This window comes from Actinoallomurus sp. NBC_01490, from assembly GCF_036227085.1.
GTDB lineage: Bacteria > Actinomycetota > Actinomycetes > Streptosporangiales > Streptosporangiaceae > Actinoallomurus > Actinoallomurus oryzae.
The window spans coordinates 1,587,793-1,603,653 of record NZ_CP109433.1 but is presented as its reverse complement, the minus strand read 5'-3'; the positions used below and the strand labels follow the sequence as shown (position 1 = coordinate 1,603,653).

The window sequence follows — 15,861 nt, the reverse complement described above, 5'->3', positions numbered from 1 at the left end:
CTCGTGTTCTCGCCTCAAGGCCCGTCTCTGCGTGAGCTGGCGATGCAGGCGCTGTCCTCGGTCGAGCGCGGCTATGACCTGCTGGCTCCGAAGTTCGACCACACGCCTTTCCGTACGCCCGACGGCATTCTCGACGCGACCGCCGAGGCGCTGCGCCCGCTCGGGCCGTTCGGCCGGGGACTGGACGTGTGCTGCGGCACCGGTGCGGGCATGCGGGCCCTCCGGCCCCTGTGCGGGGAAGGCGTCACGGGCGTCGACTTCAGCGCCGGCATGCTCGCGCAGGCGCGCCGGACGCATCCGGACGCCGAGTGGGTACGCGCCGACGTCCGGGCCCTGCCCTTCGCCGAGGCCTTCGACCTGGCGGTCAGCTTCGGAGCGCTCGGGCACTTCCTGCCCGCCGAACGCCCGGCGCTGTTCGCCGGGGTGCACCGCGCGCTGCGGCCCGGCGGGCTCTTCGCCTTCCCCATCAGCGGACCGCAGCCCGTCACCTCGGCCGGGTACTGGGCGCTGCTCGGGTTCGACCTGGCCATGCGGGTTCGCAACGCCGTGTGGCGTCCGCCGTTCGTCATGTACTACCGCACCTGCGGGCTGCCGGCGCTCCGCGACGACCTGACGGCGTCCGGATTCACCGTGACGACGGTCCCCCTGACGGCTCTCGGCCAACGTCAGGACGGCGGCCCACGGTGCCGGCTCGTCCTCGCACGGAAGGCCGGCGCCCCTTGACCGGACCGTCCGGCGGTCGCCGTCATGACCGGCCTCGTACGAGCTGCGTGCTCATGAGGCGGTCCCTCCCGACCTCGGGGCGATCGTGAACACCTGGCCGCCTGGGGCCATGAAGTAGTACGGGTGGCCGGGGTGCTCGACCTCGCGGAGGCCCGCGTCCATCGCGGCGCGCATCAGCGCCGCCGGGTCGTCGGCCCGCAGCTCGAGCCACGCCCCCAGCCGGGGCCGGTCGTCGTCGGGCGCGTCGTCGAGGAACTCGATGCTCAGCGCGCCACCGTCGGGGAACCTGACCACGAGCATCGGCTCGGCGATCCCGGGGAACTCGACGGTCCGCACCGTACATCCGAGCACGGTCTCGAAGCACCGAACCAAGGCCTCGCGACGGTGGGGCCGGGCGAAGATGTGCACGTTGTCACCGAGTGCCGTCATGAGCGCTCCCCGCTCGAGGCTTCCGCGATGACTGCGAACATAGCGCGGCTCGCGTTCGGAGTCTCCACTCGATCCTCAGGTGCGCCGGCCGTCCGGACGGAGCACGATCGCCTGCAGTGACTTCCGCAGCCGTTCGGCGGCCTGCGCGCCGAGCGGCGCGAGGAATTCGCGTTCGGCGTCATCGTTCGCCTTGATGGCCGACCGGAGGGTCTCCTTTCCGGCGTCGGTCAGTTCGACGACGTTGCGGCGCCGGTCTTCCGCGTGCGGGCGACGTGCCACCAAGCCTTTGCGTTCGAGTGCGTCCAGCAGCGCGACCATCGTCGTGCGGTCGATGCCGAGCCGCTGCGCCGCCTGCTGCTGAGAGGCCGGCTCACGGTCGGCGAGGGCGAGCAACACCCCCATTTCGCGCCCGTCGATGCCGTACGGCGTCAACGCGTTCGTGCCCAGCTCGGCCATCCGGAGCTGCGCATGTTTGAGCAGGTAGACCAGGTTCCTGCTCAGCTCGGGACCCGGGCCGTCGCCATCGGTGCTCGACATGCCCCCAATCTATCGCTAACCTGATCGTCAGTAGTACTGACAATCAGGAGAACGACAGAAGGGCGGGACAATGATCCTGGTCACCGGAGGTCTGGGTTTCATCGGCTCCCACACCGTGCGGGCACTGCTCGACCTGGGCCAGGGCTGCGTGCTGGTCCAGCGCCGGCCCGCCGAGGTACCGGCCGACCTCGCCGACGAGCAGGTCGCGGTCGAGCAGGCCGACATCACCGATCCGGGCGCACTGCTGCGCGTCGGGGAGCGTCACGAGATCACCGGCATCGTGCACCTCGCGGGCTCCATGCCCTGGCCCCCCAGCTCCGAGCAGCCCGTTGAGCAGGCACGAAAGGCCGTGGGCGGCCTGTTCAACATCGTCCAGGCCGCCCAGGACTGGGGTGTGGGCCGAGTGGGCGTCGCCAGCACGATCGGCGTCTACGCCGGCATCGCGGGCACCGGCCCGCTCGGGGCCGGCGAGGGTCCGCTCAGGGAGGACATGCCGGTGCGGATGACCGCGCCCCACCTGATCCCGACCTTCAAGAAGATCGGCGAGATGCTCAACGACCACCTGGCCGGCGCCACCGGCATCGATGTCGTCAACTACCGCATCTCGGGCACATGGGGCCCGCGGGGCCACGCCGATCCGTTCTTCCCCGCCCCCGCGTTCGTCCATGCCGCCGTCCGCGGAACCAGGCCCGACCTGTCCGCGCTCGTCCAGCCCGCGCACCTGGAAGACTCGATCGACCTGTGCTACGTGAAGGACACCGCGCGGGCCATCGCACTCCTCCAGCTGACGGACCGGCTCAACCACCGCACGTACAACGTCGCGTCCGGCCGCGCGACGACCAACGCGGAGGTCATCGCCGCGATCAAGCAGGTCGTCCCGGACGCCCGGATCGAGCTCCCCACCGGAGGGACCACCGAGCAGAACCACCTCGACATCACCCGGCTCCACCAGGACACCGGCTACAAGCCCGAATACGACACCGAACGCGCCGCCGCCGACTACATCGCATGGCTGCGCGCGGGCCACCAGTACTGAGCGCCTCTCCCGGCGACCGCGCATCTCGGCACTCGCGTCGTGAGATTGACCCTGACACCGTGTGAGGCCATAGACCGGGAGACGCCATGTTCAGCATCGGAGATTTCGCACGTATCGGCCGGGTGTCCGTACGCATGTTGCGGCATTACGACACGCTCGGGCTGCTCCGGCCCGCCCGCGTCGACCAGGCCACCGGCTACCGCTACTACGAGGCGGCACAGCTGACCCGGCTCAACCGGCTGATCGCGCTCAAGGACCTCGGCCTCAGCCTCCAGCAGGTGGGACGGATCCTCGACGAGAAGGTGGGCCCGGAGGAGCTGTACGGCATGCTGCGGCTTCGCCGCGCGGAGCTGGAGGCTCAGGTGGCCGACGAAACGGCACGGCTGACCCGGGTCGAGGCGAGACTCCGAGCGATCGAAACGGAGGGTGCCATGCCGGCAGATGTCGTGATCAAGAGTGTCCCCGCAGTCCGCGTCGCCGAGTTGAGCGATGTCGCGGAAAGCTACGAGTCCGACAAGATCAGCCCGGTCATCCAGCCCCTGTACGCGGAACTTTCCAAACGGCTCCACGAGGCCGGACTCGCGATCACCGGCCCGGCGATCGCGTACTACGAACAGGTCCCCGAGGGCGTACGGGTGCACGCCGGAGCCCCGGTGAACGCCGAGAAGGGCAAGCCCTACGACTTCGACATCGTCGACCTACCCGCGCTCGAACAGGCGGCGACGGTCATCCACCACGGGTCGATGGACAACGTGGACGCGACGTTCCAGCAGCTCGGCCGATGGATCGAGGAGAACGGCTACCGCAGCACCGGCCTCGCGCGCGAGGTCTACCTCAAGTACGGCGACGGCGACCCCGAGACCTGGGTGACCGAACTCCAGGAGACCATCACACGTCCCGCATAGTTCAGGGGGCCCGTCCGCGGTGCGCCTCACACCGCCGACCGTGGCCGGACGACGCCTGCACATCGTCGAATGGCCACGGCGGCGGCGCAGTACCGAACCATCGCATAACGCTCGACCCGCCGAACCCCGACCCGAGCGTGGAATCCGCCGACGGTACCTGTACGACCGGGTACGGCAGATCCTTCACCGACCAGGGGGCTCTGGGGTCCGCGGGTGTTCGGGATCCGCGGCCTGCCCACCCTCGAACCCGTCCGGGGCCACCTGGCCGACCCCGCACTCGCGGCGCGCCTGTGGGCCGCCACCGCCGACCTGACCGGCCTCGACCCGAGCTCGAACCTCGGGTGAGCGACATCTATTTAGAAGCCACCGGACGAACGAATATCTCGACCATGAAAACACATAGAAATCCCCCACTTTTACACCGCCACGAGCCAGAAAAATGTTACCCGGAAACAACGAGTGGCGTAAACCGGCCACTCACCATGCCCTGATCAGCCGATCTACCGCGCGTTCACCCCGTATACCGCGCAGGCCGGAATGACGACCTGCATTTTCTCTTGGCAGGGAACGGAGAAATAGGTAGCGTGCCGCTGCCCCACTTCTTGGGTTCACCCCCACTTGGATCGGTATGGAGGTCAGATGCGTTTTCTGACCACGCGGCGTAACAGTGCCGTATTCATTTCGCTGGCGGGCATGGCTGCGGCACTCCTGTGGTCGAGTCCCCCGGTCGGCGCCGAGCCGTCCCCGGGTTCCTCCCACGTCAAGGAGGCCGGCGACGAGTCGGCCGAGCTCATGGAGGCCCTGGAGTCGTACGGCGAGCCTCGCCTGTCGCCGAACGGCACCGTCCAACCCGGTGCCTATGGCGCGGCCTGGCAGCACATCAAGGGCATGCCGGTGCGCTCGGCGTCCTACAAGGAGGTCACCACCCAGCCGTTCAACTCCGACGCCCTGCACTTCAGGGACCGCAGCGCCTCCAACTCCGGTGGCGGCGCCGGCCACTCGTCGGGCCGCGTCGCGGCGATGGCGGTCGACCCCGGCCATCCCGGCGTGGTCTACGTGGGCGGCGCCGACGGCGGCGTCTTCCGCTCCAGCGACGACGGCAAGACCTGGACGCCCATCGCGGACCATCTCCCGGCCCTGTCCGTCGGCTCGCTGGCGGTCATGCCGGACGGGTCGCTCTGGCTCGGCACCGGTGAGGCCACGACGGCGTACGAGAACTACGTCGGCTCGGGTGTGTACCGGCTCGCCGACCCGTCGAGGGGGACGTTCACCGAGGCCGACCAGGTGGGTGGCGACGAGCTGCAGAGTTCGTCCATTCACGAGCTGCGCCTGGACGCGGAGGCGGGCTATGTCTTCGCGGTGACGTCCCGCGGCGTCTTCCGGCGCGCGCTGAACGCCGGCCAGACGAGCGCCTGGCAGAAGGTGCTCGCACCGTGCGCCGGCGTCGGGATCACCGGGGTCTCCTGCGGCACCACCGAGTTCTACGCCGACATCGCCAACGACCTCGTCGTGCAGCCGGGCAGCGGCGGCAGGTCGCTGGTCGCGAACGTGGCCTGGCGCAGCGGCGCGCCGTACAACGGCTTCTACTACTCGAACGACGCCGGCCTCACGTGGAAGCTCGCGAACCCGACCGGCGCGATCAACCCCAAGGAGATCGGCAACGCGACGTTCGCGTACGCCGGCGACGGCAGCAAGCTGTACGTCGTCATGGAGTCGCCCACCCTGCTCAACAAGGGTGCGAGCACCGCGCTGGCCGGGGTCTACGTGTCGCCGAACGGCGACATCGCGGGCCCGTACAACCAGATCGCGACCTCCAGCGTCCTGGCCAACAGCGGCTCGGCGATGAAGCGCACCGAGATCGGCCCGGGTTACCAGCCGGGCGTCCAGGCCTGGTACGACCAGTCGCTCGGCGTCGACCCGTCCAACCCGAACCACCTCTACCTGGGGCTGGAAGAGGTCTATGAGACCTGGGACGGCGGCGCGACCTGGCAGGCGGTCGGCCGGTACTGGAACTTCGGGATGTCGTGCTTCAGCTACACGCCGGCGCAGAACACCTGTGACGGCAACGTCATGCACTCCGACCAGCACGCGCTGGCGTTCAGCGACTGGAGCGGCAAGACGCCCGAGGTGTACGTCGGCAATGACGGCGGCGCGTACGCCAGGCCCACCGCCCAGAAGACGCCGGGCTGGCGCAACCTGAACGCGAGCGGCACCCTGCGTACGCTGCAGTACTACTCGGTCGGGGCCGGTTCCCTGCCCAGCGGCGGGGACGCCGTCTGGGGCGGCCTGCAGGACAACGGTGTGGCGATGGCGAGCCCCACCGGCTCGACGTACACCTACACCTACCCGGGAACGACCACCCCGGTCACCGAGAAACTCAACCCGAACGGCGAGATGACCGAGCCGTTCGGCGGCGACGGCGGCGACCAGCTGGTCAACCCGAAGAACGGCTGCCAGACCGTCGGCGAGTACACCGACCTGACGCTGCAGCTGACCAACAACTGCGGCTACACGGCGAACGACGACGGTACGCCGTCGGCGATCGTCAACATCGCCCCCAGTGACCCCACCCCACGGTTCATCGCCCCGTTCGCGGCCGACTCGGCCGACACGGGCTACTGGGTGGCCGGCGGCGAGTACGTCTGGGCCAACACCAAGACCTGGGCGAGCACGTCGGGCGCCGACTGGCAGAAGCTGTACGACACGGGTGCCGGCCGCTCGATCACGGCCATCGCCAGCCAGAAGCGTGTGACCTGGGCCGCCTGGTGCGGTTCCTGCGACGCCGGCAGTTCCTTCGGCCGCGGCATCGCCACCGACTACGGCGGCGACTGGCATCAGCTGAGCCTGCCGGGCGACTTCCCGAACCGCTACATCCAGGGCCTGACGATCGACCCGTCCGACTCGACGGGAGCGACCGTCTACGTCACCCTCTCGGGTTTCTCCCGGCACTGGAACGAAGGCCCGGGCGCCGGCTACGGCCACATATGGCGCACGACCGACGGCGGCAAGACCTGGACCGACGTCAGCGGCAGCGACACGGCCGCCGACTCGTTCCCCGACGCTCCCGCCAACCGGCTGTTCATCGCCCGAGACGGCTCTCTGACGGTCGCCACCGACCTCGGCGTGTTCGTCGACGACGTCAAGGCCGACGGCCTGGGCCACTGGAAGCGACTCGGCCCGGCGGACATCACCTCCTCGGCGAACCTGCCCACGTCAGCGGCCGTCTACCTCAGCCCGAGCCCGGACGGCGGCACGCTCTACATCGCCACCCACGGACGCGGTATCTGGTCGACGCCCACGCCCTGACCACCGCTCGACAGTGACGGCTCCGCCCCCCGCAGCACCGGGGGGGCGGAGCCGTCGTCATGCCGCGGTCGAACCGACGCGCCGAATCATGAGCGGGCGCCGCGTCTGCTCACCGATTGAACGGGAAGGGCGGCTTACGCTGCCGGCGTCTGGGACATGTTCACGGAACGGCTCCGCACACGGGCTGGGCGCAGACCGAGAATGGCTGAGACGCTACCTTCCAAGAGGAGGCGGCATTTCAAGCTTCGCGGCAGACAAGTGGCCGTCCGCGAAGCCGGCCGGTGGCGAGATCGGCTTCCACCTCAAGCTGATCAAAGTGAGCCGCAAGACCGATGGCGGGCGTGAACCTTCGGCCGCTTCGGCGACGACGTTCACCCGGCGCTCACCTCCCAGCAAACCCACATCACCCTCGGGACCCGCTGTTGGGCCTTCGCCAGTTGGCGGTGGCCGGGCATCGGGTCGTGGCCCGGGGACGGCGGCGTCTAGTTCGTCCAGGTAGGACATCATCGTGTCGTACGGCGAGTGGAACTTCGTGCTGGATGGCCGATACCGATACCGAGCAGAAACCGGCCGGGGTGCTCGACGCCGATGCGCTCAAGGGACATGCCGTTACGCCTCGATGACCAGATCGGCGATGCGCCCGTCGCGCAGAGTGAACCGGAAGTGCAGGTCGATGACACCACCGGGGAAGTCGCCTTCGAGATGGTTGATGGCGGTGTAGTGCTCGTCATCGATCTTCTCAGCCCCGACGAGCTCGATGGTGTACGTGTACTCGCCGGATGATCGGTCCAGCCAGCTGTGGATTTCGGCGAGTCCGCGGTAGGTCCGCCCATCGTCGATCACCGTCGCCTCGTCGGTGAAGTGGGTGATGGCCGTGTCCGCGTCACGGTCGCGGTGTGCCGTGAGGTAATCGGTGATCGTTCGCGGAAGCTCAATCAGGCCGATGGCCTGGGTGTCGTCTGTCATGAGGCCACCGTGCGGCCTCTCCCCGGGAGAGGGTCAAGTCCGGCCGGGGCCGGGTCGACCCTCTCCCGGGGAGAGGGTGCACAGTGTTGTCATGCGATCGGGTCTCACCATCGGCGAGTTCGCGCAGATCACTCGTCTGAGTGTCCGTACGCTGCGCCGATACCACGATCGGGGCCTGCTCGAACCGGCCGTCGTCGATCCCGACAGCGGATACCGCTACTACACCAGCGAGCAGATTCCCGCCGCGCAGGTCATCTACCGGCTACGCGAGCTGGACATGCCGTTGCGCGAGGTTCGCAGGGTGATGGACGCGACGGATCCGGACACCCGCGCGTCCCTGGTCGCCGCGCATCTGAGCCGGCTGGAATCCGAACTGGACCGCACCAGGATGGCCGTGACGTCGCTTCGGCGACTGCTGCGTCCGGAGCCGGGACGGCTCGACGTCGAACTGCGGTCGGTGCCGCCGATGACGGTGGCGGCGGTCGGAGAGACGGTCGACAAGGCGCGGGTCCTGGAGTGGTACGACTCGGCCATGGCCGAACTCGACGCCGCGCTCGCCGGACGGCGGGTGACCGGACCGCCCGGGGGCAGATACGCAGGCGAGCTGTTCACCGACGGCCGCGGTGACGTATTGATCTATCGTCCGGTCACGGAGCCGCCCGCCGTCGGCCGCGTGCGGCCGGTCATCCTGCCGGCCGTCGAACTCGCCGTCACCGTGCATCCTGGGCCGCATGACGACATCGACGTGACATACGGACGGCTCGGTGCCTACGTCACCGACCACGCCCTCGTCGTCGACGGCCCGGTACACGAGACGTACCTTGTGGGGCCGCGCGACGACCCGGACCCGGGCTCATGGCGTACTGAGGTCGGCTGGCCGATCTTCCGCGTCTCACCGGGCTGAGCCGCAAGCCGCCCTCCCAAGGGCTCCGCCGATGGGCCGTTCAGGCAGGAGGACCGGTGACGGCACCGCACCCGGCTTGAATCCCCTTTCGGAAGCCTGGCCTGGTGCGGCTCGTCGACCTTCCGTTGCTCAGTAGGTCGACACGGAGGACACGGTACGGGCAGGGTCCTCACTCAAGTTCACCCGGCTCCGCGCCCAGGTCATCGCCGTACACGTGCGCGGTGCTCGGAAGGTGGTCGACTCTCCTTACATAAGATCTGGCGAACAAGCGCGCCAGACAAAAGGAGCCCTTCGTGATGCGCTCGGCGACATCCCTGCTCGAGTGCCTGCTTCGGGCCCGGATGCGCGATGTCGTCACAGTGGAGCCGGCGACGGGTGGGGTCGCGGCGCTCGCGGGCGTGGCCACCCGCCGGCACGCGCCGTCGGTGTTCGTGAAGGCCTTCGTCGAAGCGCCCGGCGACGACGTCTTCGTCGCGGAGGCCGAAGGGCTGGCCGCCTTGCGCGAGCTCGGCGGTGTGGCGACGCCCGAGGTGATCCTGGCGGACCGAGAAATGCTCGTGTTGTCGGTCCTGCGGCCGAGGCCGCGCAGCGAGACCTTCTGGGAGCAGTTCGCCCACGCGCTCGCCCGGCTGCACATGAGCACGACCCACCCTCGCTTCGGATGGCACCGCGACAACTGGCTGGGCCGCCGCCGGCAGATCAACACTTGGAATGACGACGGCTTTGCGTTCTTCACACAGCATCGGCTGCTTCGGTGGCTCGGAGAGCCCCGCGTCGAGGCGGCACTCGACGCCGAAGACCGGGCGGCGCTGGAGCGGCTGTGTCACCGGCTGCCCGACCTGCTGCCGGACCGGCCGGCGTGCCTGACGCACGGCGATCTATGGGCACAGAACCTCCTGGCCACCCCGGACGGCCGGCCCGCGCTGATCGACCCGGCCGTGTCCTACATGTGGGCCGAGGTCGACCTCGCCCACGTGTGGTCCACCTCGCCCCCGCCCGAGGCACAACGGTTTTTCGAGATCTATGCGGAGCTGACCTCCCTTGATGACGACTGGCGGGCCCGCATGCCGATTGTCCAGCTGCGACAGCACCTCGCCGTGCTGGCCCAGTTCGACGACGACTGGGGCGCGGCCGACCAGGTCCGCGCCACCCTGGCCCCGTTTCGGACGCGAACCTGACCAGAGGTCCGACGGTTGATCGCGAATTGCCTCACGGCATTCGCCGGATAGGCCATGGGTTCGCGCCGAGAGCGGACCCCGGTGGCTGCCCCTGGTGTCCGTAGTGCCGGACGCACCGATGAATCGAGGACGCGAGGGAAGTCAGTACTGACGAGCGGTCCGGACGAACCAAAGGAGGACCTGCGATGGCGAAATTCCTGACCATCGGGTACGGCGACCAGGAAGGTTACGACCGAACCGACGCGACGGTCCGCGACCAGGCGCACGCGCATGACGCTCGCTTGCGTGCGGCAGGAGCCGATATGGGGATCGCCGGTTCGCCCGTACAGGTACGAAACCATGACGGTGCCGGCGTGAGCGTGGAGAGCGGATCGTTCATGTCGTCGGCTCTTCCAGTCGCCGGGTTCATGATCATTGAAGCGGCAACGCTGGAGGAGGCCGTCCAGCTCGTGTCCATGACCCCCTGCGCCGTCGCACACGGTGTTGTCGAGGTCTGGCCGCTGCGGGAAACACCATAGGTAGGCGGATGGGTCCTGGAGATGTCTGCCACCGGCAAGGACCGACATCACGCCGTCCGCTTCGCAAGCGCTCCTACGAAGATCAGATAAACCGGTCGAAGAGCCGTGCCTGGGCCGCCACCGTGCATCGCGTCTATTCCTGGACGGTCGCCATGCCCTGCAAGCGTGCTGCGTCCTGCCCTGGTGGAGCGCCGAACATGCGCCGGTACTCACGGCTGAACTGCGATGGACTGTCGTAACCGACGACGTAGCCGACCGCGGCCACGTCGTGCGGCGCCGCGATGAGTTGGATGCGAGCTTTTTGGAGTCGAAGCTGTTCTTGGTACTGCAGCGGACTCATGGCGGTCACCGCGCGGAAGTGCCGGTTGAGCGAGGAGACGCTGAGACCGACGTGGTCGGCGAGGTCGTCGATGCGAATCACCCGGTCATAATGAGTCTTGATCCACTCGATCGCGCGGGCGACGACGGTCAGGCGGCTGCCGACCAGGCCGATCGCTGAAGAGCGGGTTCCTGTCGGGCAAGTATTCCAGCGCCGCCACCGATCAGGTCGACACCACCCGCACGCCGTTGGCCGGCACCCGAGCGAGGCCGACTACGTCGTGATCGACGCCCTCAACGCCTAGCTCGCGAGACGAACGCCCCCCGCGGTGGCCCTTGCCTGGGCACAGAGCCGTCCCTGAATCGTCTCCACCTTGCGCGCCGAGCGGTCCAGGACGGTGGAAACGCGCTAGTGATCGTCGAATGTACGGCTAACCCGCACTGGGGCAGCCCCGGGCCACGCGAGTGCTTTGCTCTGGAAACTTCCACAATCGGCCAAATCATCCCTATTTCAGGGCTATCTGACCTGACAACGTTGTCATACCATCCGCGCATGTCGCATTCCGATCAAAGCCAAGGAACTTCCCGACGCGCGTTCCTGTCCGCGAACGGAACGCTCGCAGCGGCCACCGTGCTGGTCCCCCAGAGCCGCGCCGCCGCAGCCGAAGCACCCCCGACCACCCGGGCACGCAGGGTGGAGTTCAGCATGCCCTCGCTGTCCTTCAGGGACGTCGGCCGGCAGAACTCCCTGGGCAGGCTCTACGAAGCGGCGCTGACGGGGCTGATCGGCATCAACACCGTCTACGCGACCCCGGCGGTCTACGACCGCGCCGGACTCGTCGACTATCCCCCGGGGGCGTTCGTACGCGCGGGAGGCGGCTATCCGTCGCCGCAGAGGTGGACGCGCGACGCCGCCGTCAACGCCTGGAACGCGGCCAGCCTGCTGGGCCCGATGGTGGGGGCCAACACGCTCTGGGCGGTGATCGACCGCCAGGAGCACGACGGTCTCATCGTCCAGCAGGACAACCAGTGGTGGGACCAGGTCATCTGGGTGGTCGCCGCCTGGAACCACTACGCGATCACCGGCGACCGGCACTTTCTCGCGAATGCCTACCAGGCGTCGGCGAACACGCTGGCGGCCCGCAAGGCACGGAACTTCAACACCGAATTCGGGCTGTTCACCGGACCGTCGTTCATGAACGACGGTATCGCCGGATACCCCAGCCCGCCCTGGGCGGACGGCATCGGCTCGTCGTTCGTGCTCGACTACCCGCACGCGGACGAACTGATGTGTCTGTCCACGAACTGCCTCTACCACGGCGCGCTCACCGCGTTGGCGGGAATGGCCGACCAGGTGGGCCGGTCCGGCGAGGCCGGCGGGTACCGGAGCGACGCGCGGGCGCTGCGGCAGGCGATCAACCGTCACCTCTGGCGGGAGAATCCCGGCAGCTACGGTTATCTCATCCATGGCGGCGATACCCACGCCGGCGAACTCGACCCGTCCCAGGAAGGCGCCGGCCTCGCCTTCGCGGTGCTGTGCGGCGTCGCCGACGCGCGGCGGACCAGGCTGCTGCTGAACAACGCACATTGGCAGCCACGGGGCATCGTCAACGTCTGGCCGCACTTCCCGAGGTTCAGCGACGACCGGCCCGGACGGCACAACGTCATGGTGTGGCCGATGGTGCACAGCATGTTCGGGCACGCCGCGGCCGCCGGCGGACGGACCGACCTGTTCGAGCGCGCGATCACCGGCCTGGCAAGCCTCGTCGGTGACAGCGACGACAACTTCTACGAGCTGTACAACTCGCTGACCGGGGCGGTGGACGGCGGCTGGCAGACGGGGAACGACTCGCGGTGGACGTCCCAGCCCGACCAGGCCTGGTCGGCCTCCGGATACCTGCGGATGATCTACTCCGGCCTGTTCGGCCTGACGTTCACGCCGAACCAGGTGAGCATCTCCCCGACCCTGCCTCCGGCCTGGGGCGACGTCGGTCTGTACGGCGTGCCCTATCGTGACGCGACGCTCGACATCACCCTGACCGGCGCCGGCAACCGGGTACGCTCGTGCACCGTCGACGGCCGCTCGAGCCGACCGGTGATCCCCGCAGCCGTAACCGGCCATCACACCGTGCACATCGTGCTGGAGACCTGAGGCTCCGTCAACGCGTACCCGAGCAGACCGCGGCAGACCAAGGCGTACTGTCGGAGAATGCCTCTGCGGACCGACCGGGAGATCGAGGACTCGGCGGTCGGCTTGGGCCATCGAGGTCGGGAGGCAGACGGGGCGCATGGACCAGCTCGCTGAGTTCGCGGAGAACCGGCCGCGGCTGCTCGGTCTGGCGTACCGGATGCTCGGGGAGGCCTCCGAAGCCGAGGACGTTCTGCAGGACGCCTACCTGCGCTGGGCGAGAACCGGGCCGGTCGAGGTCCCGGCGGCATGGCTGACCAAGGTGGTGACGAACCTGTGCCTGAGCCGCCTCGGCTCGGCCCGCGTCCGCAGAGAGACGTACGTGGGGCCATGGCTACCCGAGCCGGTGTTCACCGCCGGCGGCCAGTTCGGCCCGCTGGAACAGGTCGAGCAACGGGAGTCACTGTCGTTGGGCGTCCTCGTCCTGCTGGAGCGGCTGACACCTCCCGAACGCGCGGCGTTCGTGCTCCGGGAGGCGTTCGGCTACCGGCACCGGGAGGTCGCCGACGTGCTGGACATGGACGAGGCGCATGCGCGACAGCTCTACCGGCGTGCCCGCGAGCACGTGGGCGACCCCCGGCGGCGGTTCACCGCCCGCCCCGGACACCGCGAGGAGATCGTGCGCCGCTTCCTCGCCGCGGCGCTGGAGGGTGACGTAGCCGGCCTGGAGGGGCTGCTCGCCGAGGACGTCGTCGCCTGGTCGGACGGCGGCGGCAAGGTCTCGGCTGCGCGACGACCGGTCGAGGGGCGGCCCGCGGTGGCGCGCCTGTTCATCGGGCTGGCCGCCCACCCGCGCGCGGCCCGCATGGACGTTTCGATCCGGACGGTCAACGGCGAGCCGGCGATCGTGGTGCACGAGGCCGGCGACCTGTACATGATCGTGTGCCTCGAGGCCAACGACGGCCGGGTGACCGGTCTGCGCAGCGTTCTCAACCCCGACAAGCTCGCCTTCGCGGCGGCGCAGCAGGTGTGAGCACCGTCACTGGGCGCGGCCGTCACGAATCGGCGGGCCTGTCGAGTCACTCCCTCGACAGGACATCGTCGGCGAAGGGATCAGTGAGATGGCGGTGCGCATTCTGGTTCTCGGTGCGGGCTATGCGGGATTGGTCGCGGCCGGGCTGACCGCGCGACACCGGGACGCCCGGGTGACGCTGGTCAACGCGAGCGATCGGTTCGTGGAACGGGTGCGGCTGCACCAGGTCGCGACGGGGCAGCGGGTACGGACGCGGCCGATCGCGGAGCTGCTCGGCGGCGCGCCCGTGGATTTCGTCGTCGGCCGGGTCACTGCGATCGACGCCGCGCGACGCGAGGCTGAGCTGGCCGATGGGCGGCGGCTCGGCTACGACATCTTGATCTATGCGCTGGGCAGCATGTCCGACGGTGGCGGCGTGCCCGGGGCGGCGGAGCATGCCTACCCGGTCGCCGTCGCGGACGACGCCGCGCGGCTGTGGGAGCGGCTCACCGCCGACGGCACGGTCGCGGTGGTCGGCGGCGGGTTGACGGGGATCGAGGCGGCGGCCGAGCTGGCGGAGACGCACCCAGAGCGGACGGTGCGGTTGCTGACCGCCGATCAGCTGGGCGCGGCGCTGTCCGAACGGGGCCGCAGGCACGTGCGGCGCGTGTTCACCCGGCTCGGCGTAGAAATCCGAGACGGCGTGCGGGTCGCCGAGGTGCGCGCGGACGGTCTGCTTCTGGACGGGGGTGAGCACGTCCCTGCGGACACCGTCGTGTGGGCCACGGGTTTCCGGGTGCCGGACCTGGCCCGCGACGCGGGATTCGCGGTGGACGGACACGGGCGAATGCTCGTGGATCCGGCACTGCGCTCGGTATCGAATCCGGAGGTGTACGCGATCGGCGACGCGGCCGTGATGCAGCGGCCGGACGAGCAGGAGCTTCGCATGGCGTGTGCCACCGCGTTGCCGTCCGCGCGGCATGTGGCGCGCGCGGTGGGCGACGAGCTGGCCGGACGCGAGCCGGGGCCCTTCCGGTTCCGGTACGTCAACCAGTGCATCAGCTTGGGACGGCGGGACGCGCTGGTGCAGTACGTGCGGGCGGACGACAGTCCAGTGGAGTTCGTCCTCACCGGCCGGATCGCCGCGCTGTACAAGGAGGTGATCGTGCGCGGCGCTCTCGCCGCGCAACGCCACCCCACCCTCGTCGCGCTCACCCCCGGCGGTGGACCGTCGTCCCGCCGGACCGGCGGCACCCGCACCTACGGCGCGGCCGACCCGGCGCCGCTCACTTCAGGGCGTTCGCGGCCAGGCGCAGATCGGTGAAGGCCCGGTCGAGATGGGTGTGCAGGTCGTCGGCACGATCGGCCCTCCACCGGCGGATGGCGATCGAGTAGGCGTCCATGCCCACTTGGGCGCACAGGGCCGCGAGCGGCTCGGCGACGCCGCGGGCCCGCAGGGCGTCGGTGAGCGCGGCGACCAGGGCCGCGGTCTTGGCCAGCGCCCGTTCCTGCAGGGCCGGCGTGGCGGCAATGACCGGCACCCGCCGCTCGGTGACCGGGAGGTTGCGCTCGATCAGCGGCACCACCTGATGGAACGCGGCCCGCAGGGTGGGCAGCGGTTTGGTGCCGGCCGGCACCGCCGCGACCGCGCCGGTCAGCAGGTCCCGTAGCTCCGCCTCGCCGTCGAAGAAGACCTCACGCTTGTCGGCGAAGTGGCGGAAGAAGGTCCGCTCGGTGACGCCGGCGCGGGCGGCGATGTCTCCGGCCGTGGTCTTGTCGTAGCCACGCTCCAGATACAGGTCGAGCGCGGCCTCCTGCAGCCGCAGCCGGACTGCATCCCCGTTCCGTGGCACGGCTCCGACTCTACCACGGACCGTCAGAGACTGACACTACTTGCGTCA

At 69.3% G+C, this 15,861-nt stretch carries 16 protein-coding genes; 11 read left to right on the top strand and 5 right to left on the bottom strand.

Annotated elements, in window-relative coordinates; translation table 11 throughout:
* Positions 1-3: 3 nt before the first annotated feature.
* Positions 4-723, top strand: a complete 720-nt coding sequence (locus tag OG417_RS08125; RefSeq protein ID WP_329251997.1) for a class I SAM-dependent DNA methyltransferase — start codon at positions 4-6, stop codon at positions 721-723.
* Between the two features lie 51 nt (positions 724-774).
* Here OG417_RS08125 and OG417_RS08120 read toward each other — a convergent pair whose 3' ends face one another.
* Together OG417_RS08120 and OG417_RS08115 are read right to left on the bottom strand one after the other, a co-directional pair.
* Positions 775-1,152 (bottom strand): hypothetical protein, encoded by a 378-nt coding sequence (locus tag OG417_RS08120; RefSeq protein WP_329251994.1) that lies wholly within the window; start codon positions 1,150-1,152, stop codon positions 775-777.
* Positions 1,153-1,227: 75 nt separating this feature from the next.
* On the bottom strand, positions 1,228-1,689 hold the full coding sequence (locus tag OG417_RS08115) for a MarR family winged helix-turn-helix transcriptional regulator (RefSeq protein ID WP_329251991.1): 462 nt from the start codon (positions 1,687-1,689) through the stop codon (positions 1,228-1,230).
* 70 nt (positions 1,690-1,759) lie between these two features.
* Between OG417_RS08115 and OG417_RS08110 the strand changes: the two genes are divergently transcribed.
* From OG417_RS08110 to OG417_RS08095, 4 genes are all read left to right on the top strand, one after another.
* A complete protein-coding gene (locus OG417_RS08110; protein WP_329251989.1) occupies positions 1,760-2,725 on the top strand; it encodes an NAD-dependent epimerase/dehydratase family protein in 966 nt (321 codons plus the stop codon).
* 86 nt (positions 2,726-2,811) lie between these two features.
* Positions 2,812-3,630 carry a MerR family transcriptional regulator gene (locus tag OG417_RS08105; protein ID WP_329251985.1) on the top strand — a complete coding sequence of 273 codons (819 nt, stop codon included), beginning with the start codon at positions 2,812-2,814 and terminating at the stop codon, positions 3,628-3,630.
* Positions 3,631-3,843: 213 nt separating this feature from the next.
* Entirely contained in the window at positions 3,844-3,975 is a 132-nt protein-coding gene (locus OG417_RS08100) for a hypothetical protein (RefSeq protein WP_329251982.1), read from the top strand.
* Positions 3,976-4,323: 348 nt separating this feature from the next.
* Positions 4,324-6,936 (top strand): hypothetical protein, encoded by a 2,613-nt coding sequence (locus OG417_RS08095; RefSeq protein WP_329251979.1) that lies wholly within the window; start codon positions 4,324-4,326, stop codon positions 6,934-6,936.
* 609 nt (positions 6,937-7,545) lie between these two features.
* Here the strand turns inward: OG417_RS08095 and OG417_RS08090 are convergent.
* The gene (locus OG417_RS08090; RefSeq protein WP_329251977.1) at positions 7,546-7,902 is read right to left on the bottom strand and encodes a nuclear transport factor 2 family protein; all 357 of its coding nucleotides are present in this window, start codon (positions 7,900-7,902) and stop codon (positions 7,546-7,548) included.
* A 91-nt stretch (positions 7,903-7,993) separates the two neighbouring features.
* Here OG417_RS08090 and OG417_RS08085 point away from each other — a divergent pair, with 91 nt between their 5' ends.
* From OG417_RS08085 to OG417_RS08075, 3 genes are all read left to right on the top strand, one after another.
* The gene (locus OG417_RS08085; protein ID WP_329251974.1) at positions 7,994-8,806 is read left to right on the top strand and encodes a MerR family transcriptional regulator; all 813 of its coding nucleotides are present in this window, start codon (positions 7,994-7,996) and stop codon (positions 8,804-8,806) included.
* 296 nt (positions 8,807-9,102) lie between these two features.
* The gene (locus OG417_RS08080) at positions 9,103-9,984 is read left to right on the top strand and encodes a fructosamine kinase family protein (protein ID WP_329262189.1); all 882 of its coding nucleotides are present in this window, start codon (positions 9,103-9,105) and stop codon (positions 9,982-9,984) included.
* A 185-nt stretch (positions 9,985-10,169) separates the two neighbouring features.
* Positions 10,170-10,502 (top strand): hypothetical protein, encoded by a 333-nt coding sequence (locus tag OG417_RS08075; protein ID WP_329251971.1) that lies wholly within the window; start codon positions 10,170-10,172, stop codon positions 10,500-10,502.
* A gap of 133 nt (positions 10,503-10,635) precedes the next feature.
* Here the strand turns inward: OG417_RS08075 and OG417_RS08070 are convergent, their stop codons facing one another.
* A complete protein-coding gene (locus tag OG417_RS08070) occupies positions 10,636-10,944 on the bottom strand; it encodes a helix-turn-helix transcriptional regulator (protein ID WP_329262186.1) in 309 nt (102 codons plus the stop codon).
* Between the two features lie 429 nt (positions 10,945-11,373).
* Between OG417_RS08070 and OG417_RS08065 the strand changes: the two genes are divergently transcribed.
* The 3 genes from OG417_RS08065 (at position 11,374) to OG417_RS08055 (ending at position 15,284) form a co-directional block, all read left to right on the top strand.
* Complete coding sequence (locus OG417_RS08065) at positions 11,374-12,972, top strand: MGH1-like glycoside hydrolase domain-containing protein (protein ID WP_329251969.1); 1,599 nt, start codon at positions 11,374-11,376, stop codon at positions 12,970-12,972.
* A 136-nt stretch (positions 12,973-13,108) separates the two neighbouring features.
* Positions 13,109-13,981: an RNA polymerase sigma factor SigJ gene (gene sigJ, locus OG417_RS08060; RefSeq protein WP_329251966.1), complete on the top strand. Its 873-nt coding sequence runs from the start codon at positions 13,109-13,111 to the stop codon at positions 13,979-13,981.
* A gap of 88 nt (positions 13,982-14,069) precedes the next feature.
* The gene (locus OG417_RS08055) at positions 14,070-15,284 is read left to right on the top strand and encodes an NAD(P)/FAD-dependent oxidoreductase (protein ID WP_329251963.1); all 1,215 of its coding nucleotides are present in this window, start codon (positions 14,070-14,072) and stop codon (positions 15,282-15,284) included.
* Here the strand turns inward: OG417_RS08055 and OG417_RS08050 are convergent.
* Positions 15,247-15,813: a TetR/AcrR family transcriptional regulator gene (locus OG417_RS08050; RefSeq protein ID WP_329251960.1), complete on the bottom strand. Its 567-nt coding sequence runs from the start codon at positions 15,811-15,813 to the stop codon at positions 15,247-15,249. The two genes, OG417_RS08055 and OG417_RS08050, sit on opposite strands and share 38 nt — an antisense overlap.
* Between the last annotated feature and the right edge of the window lie 48 nt (positions 15,814-15,861).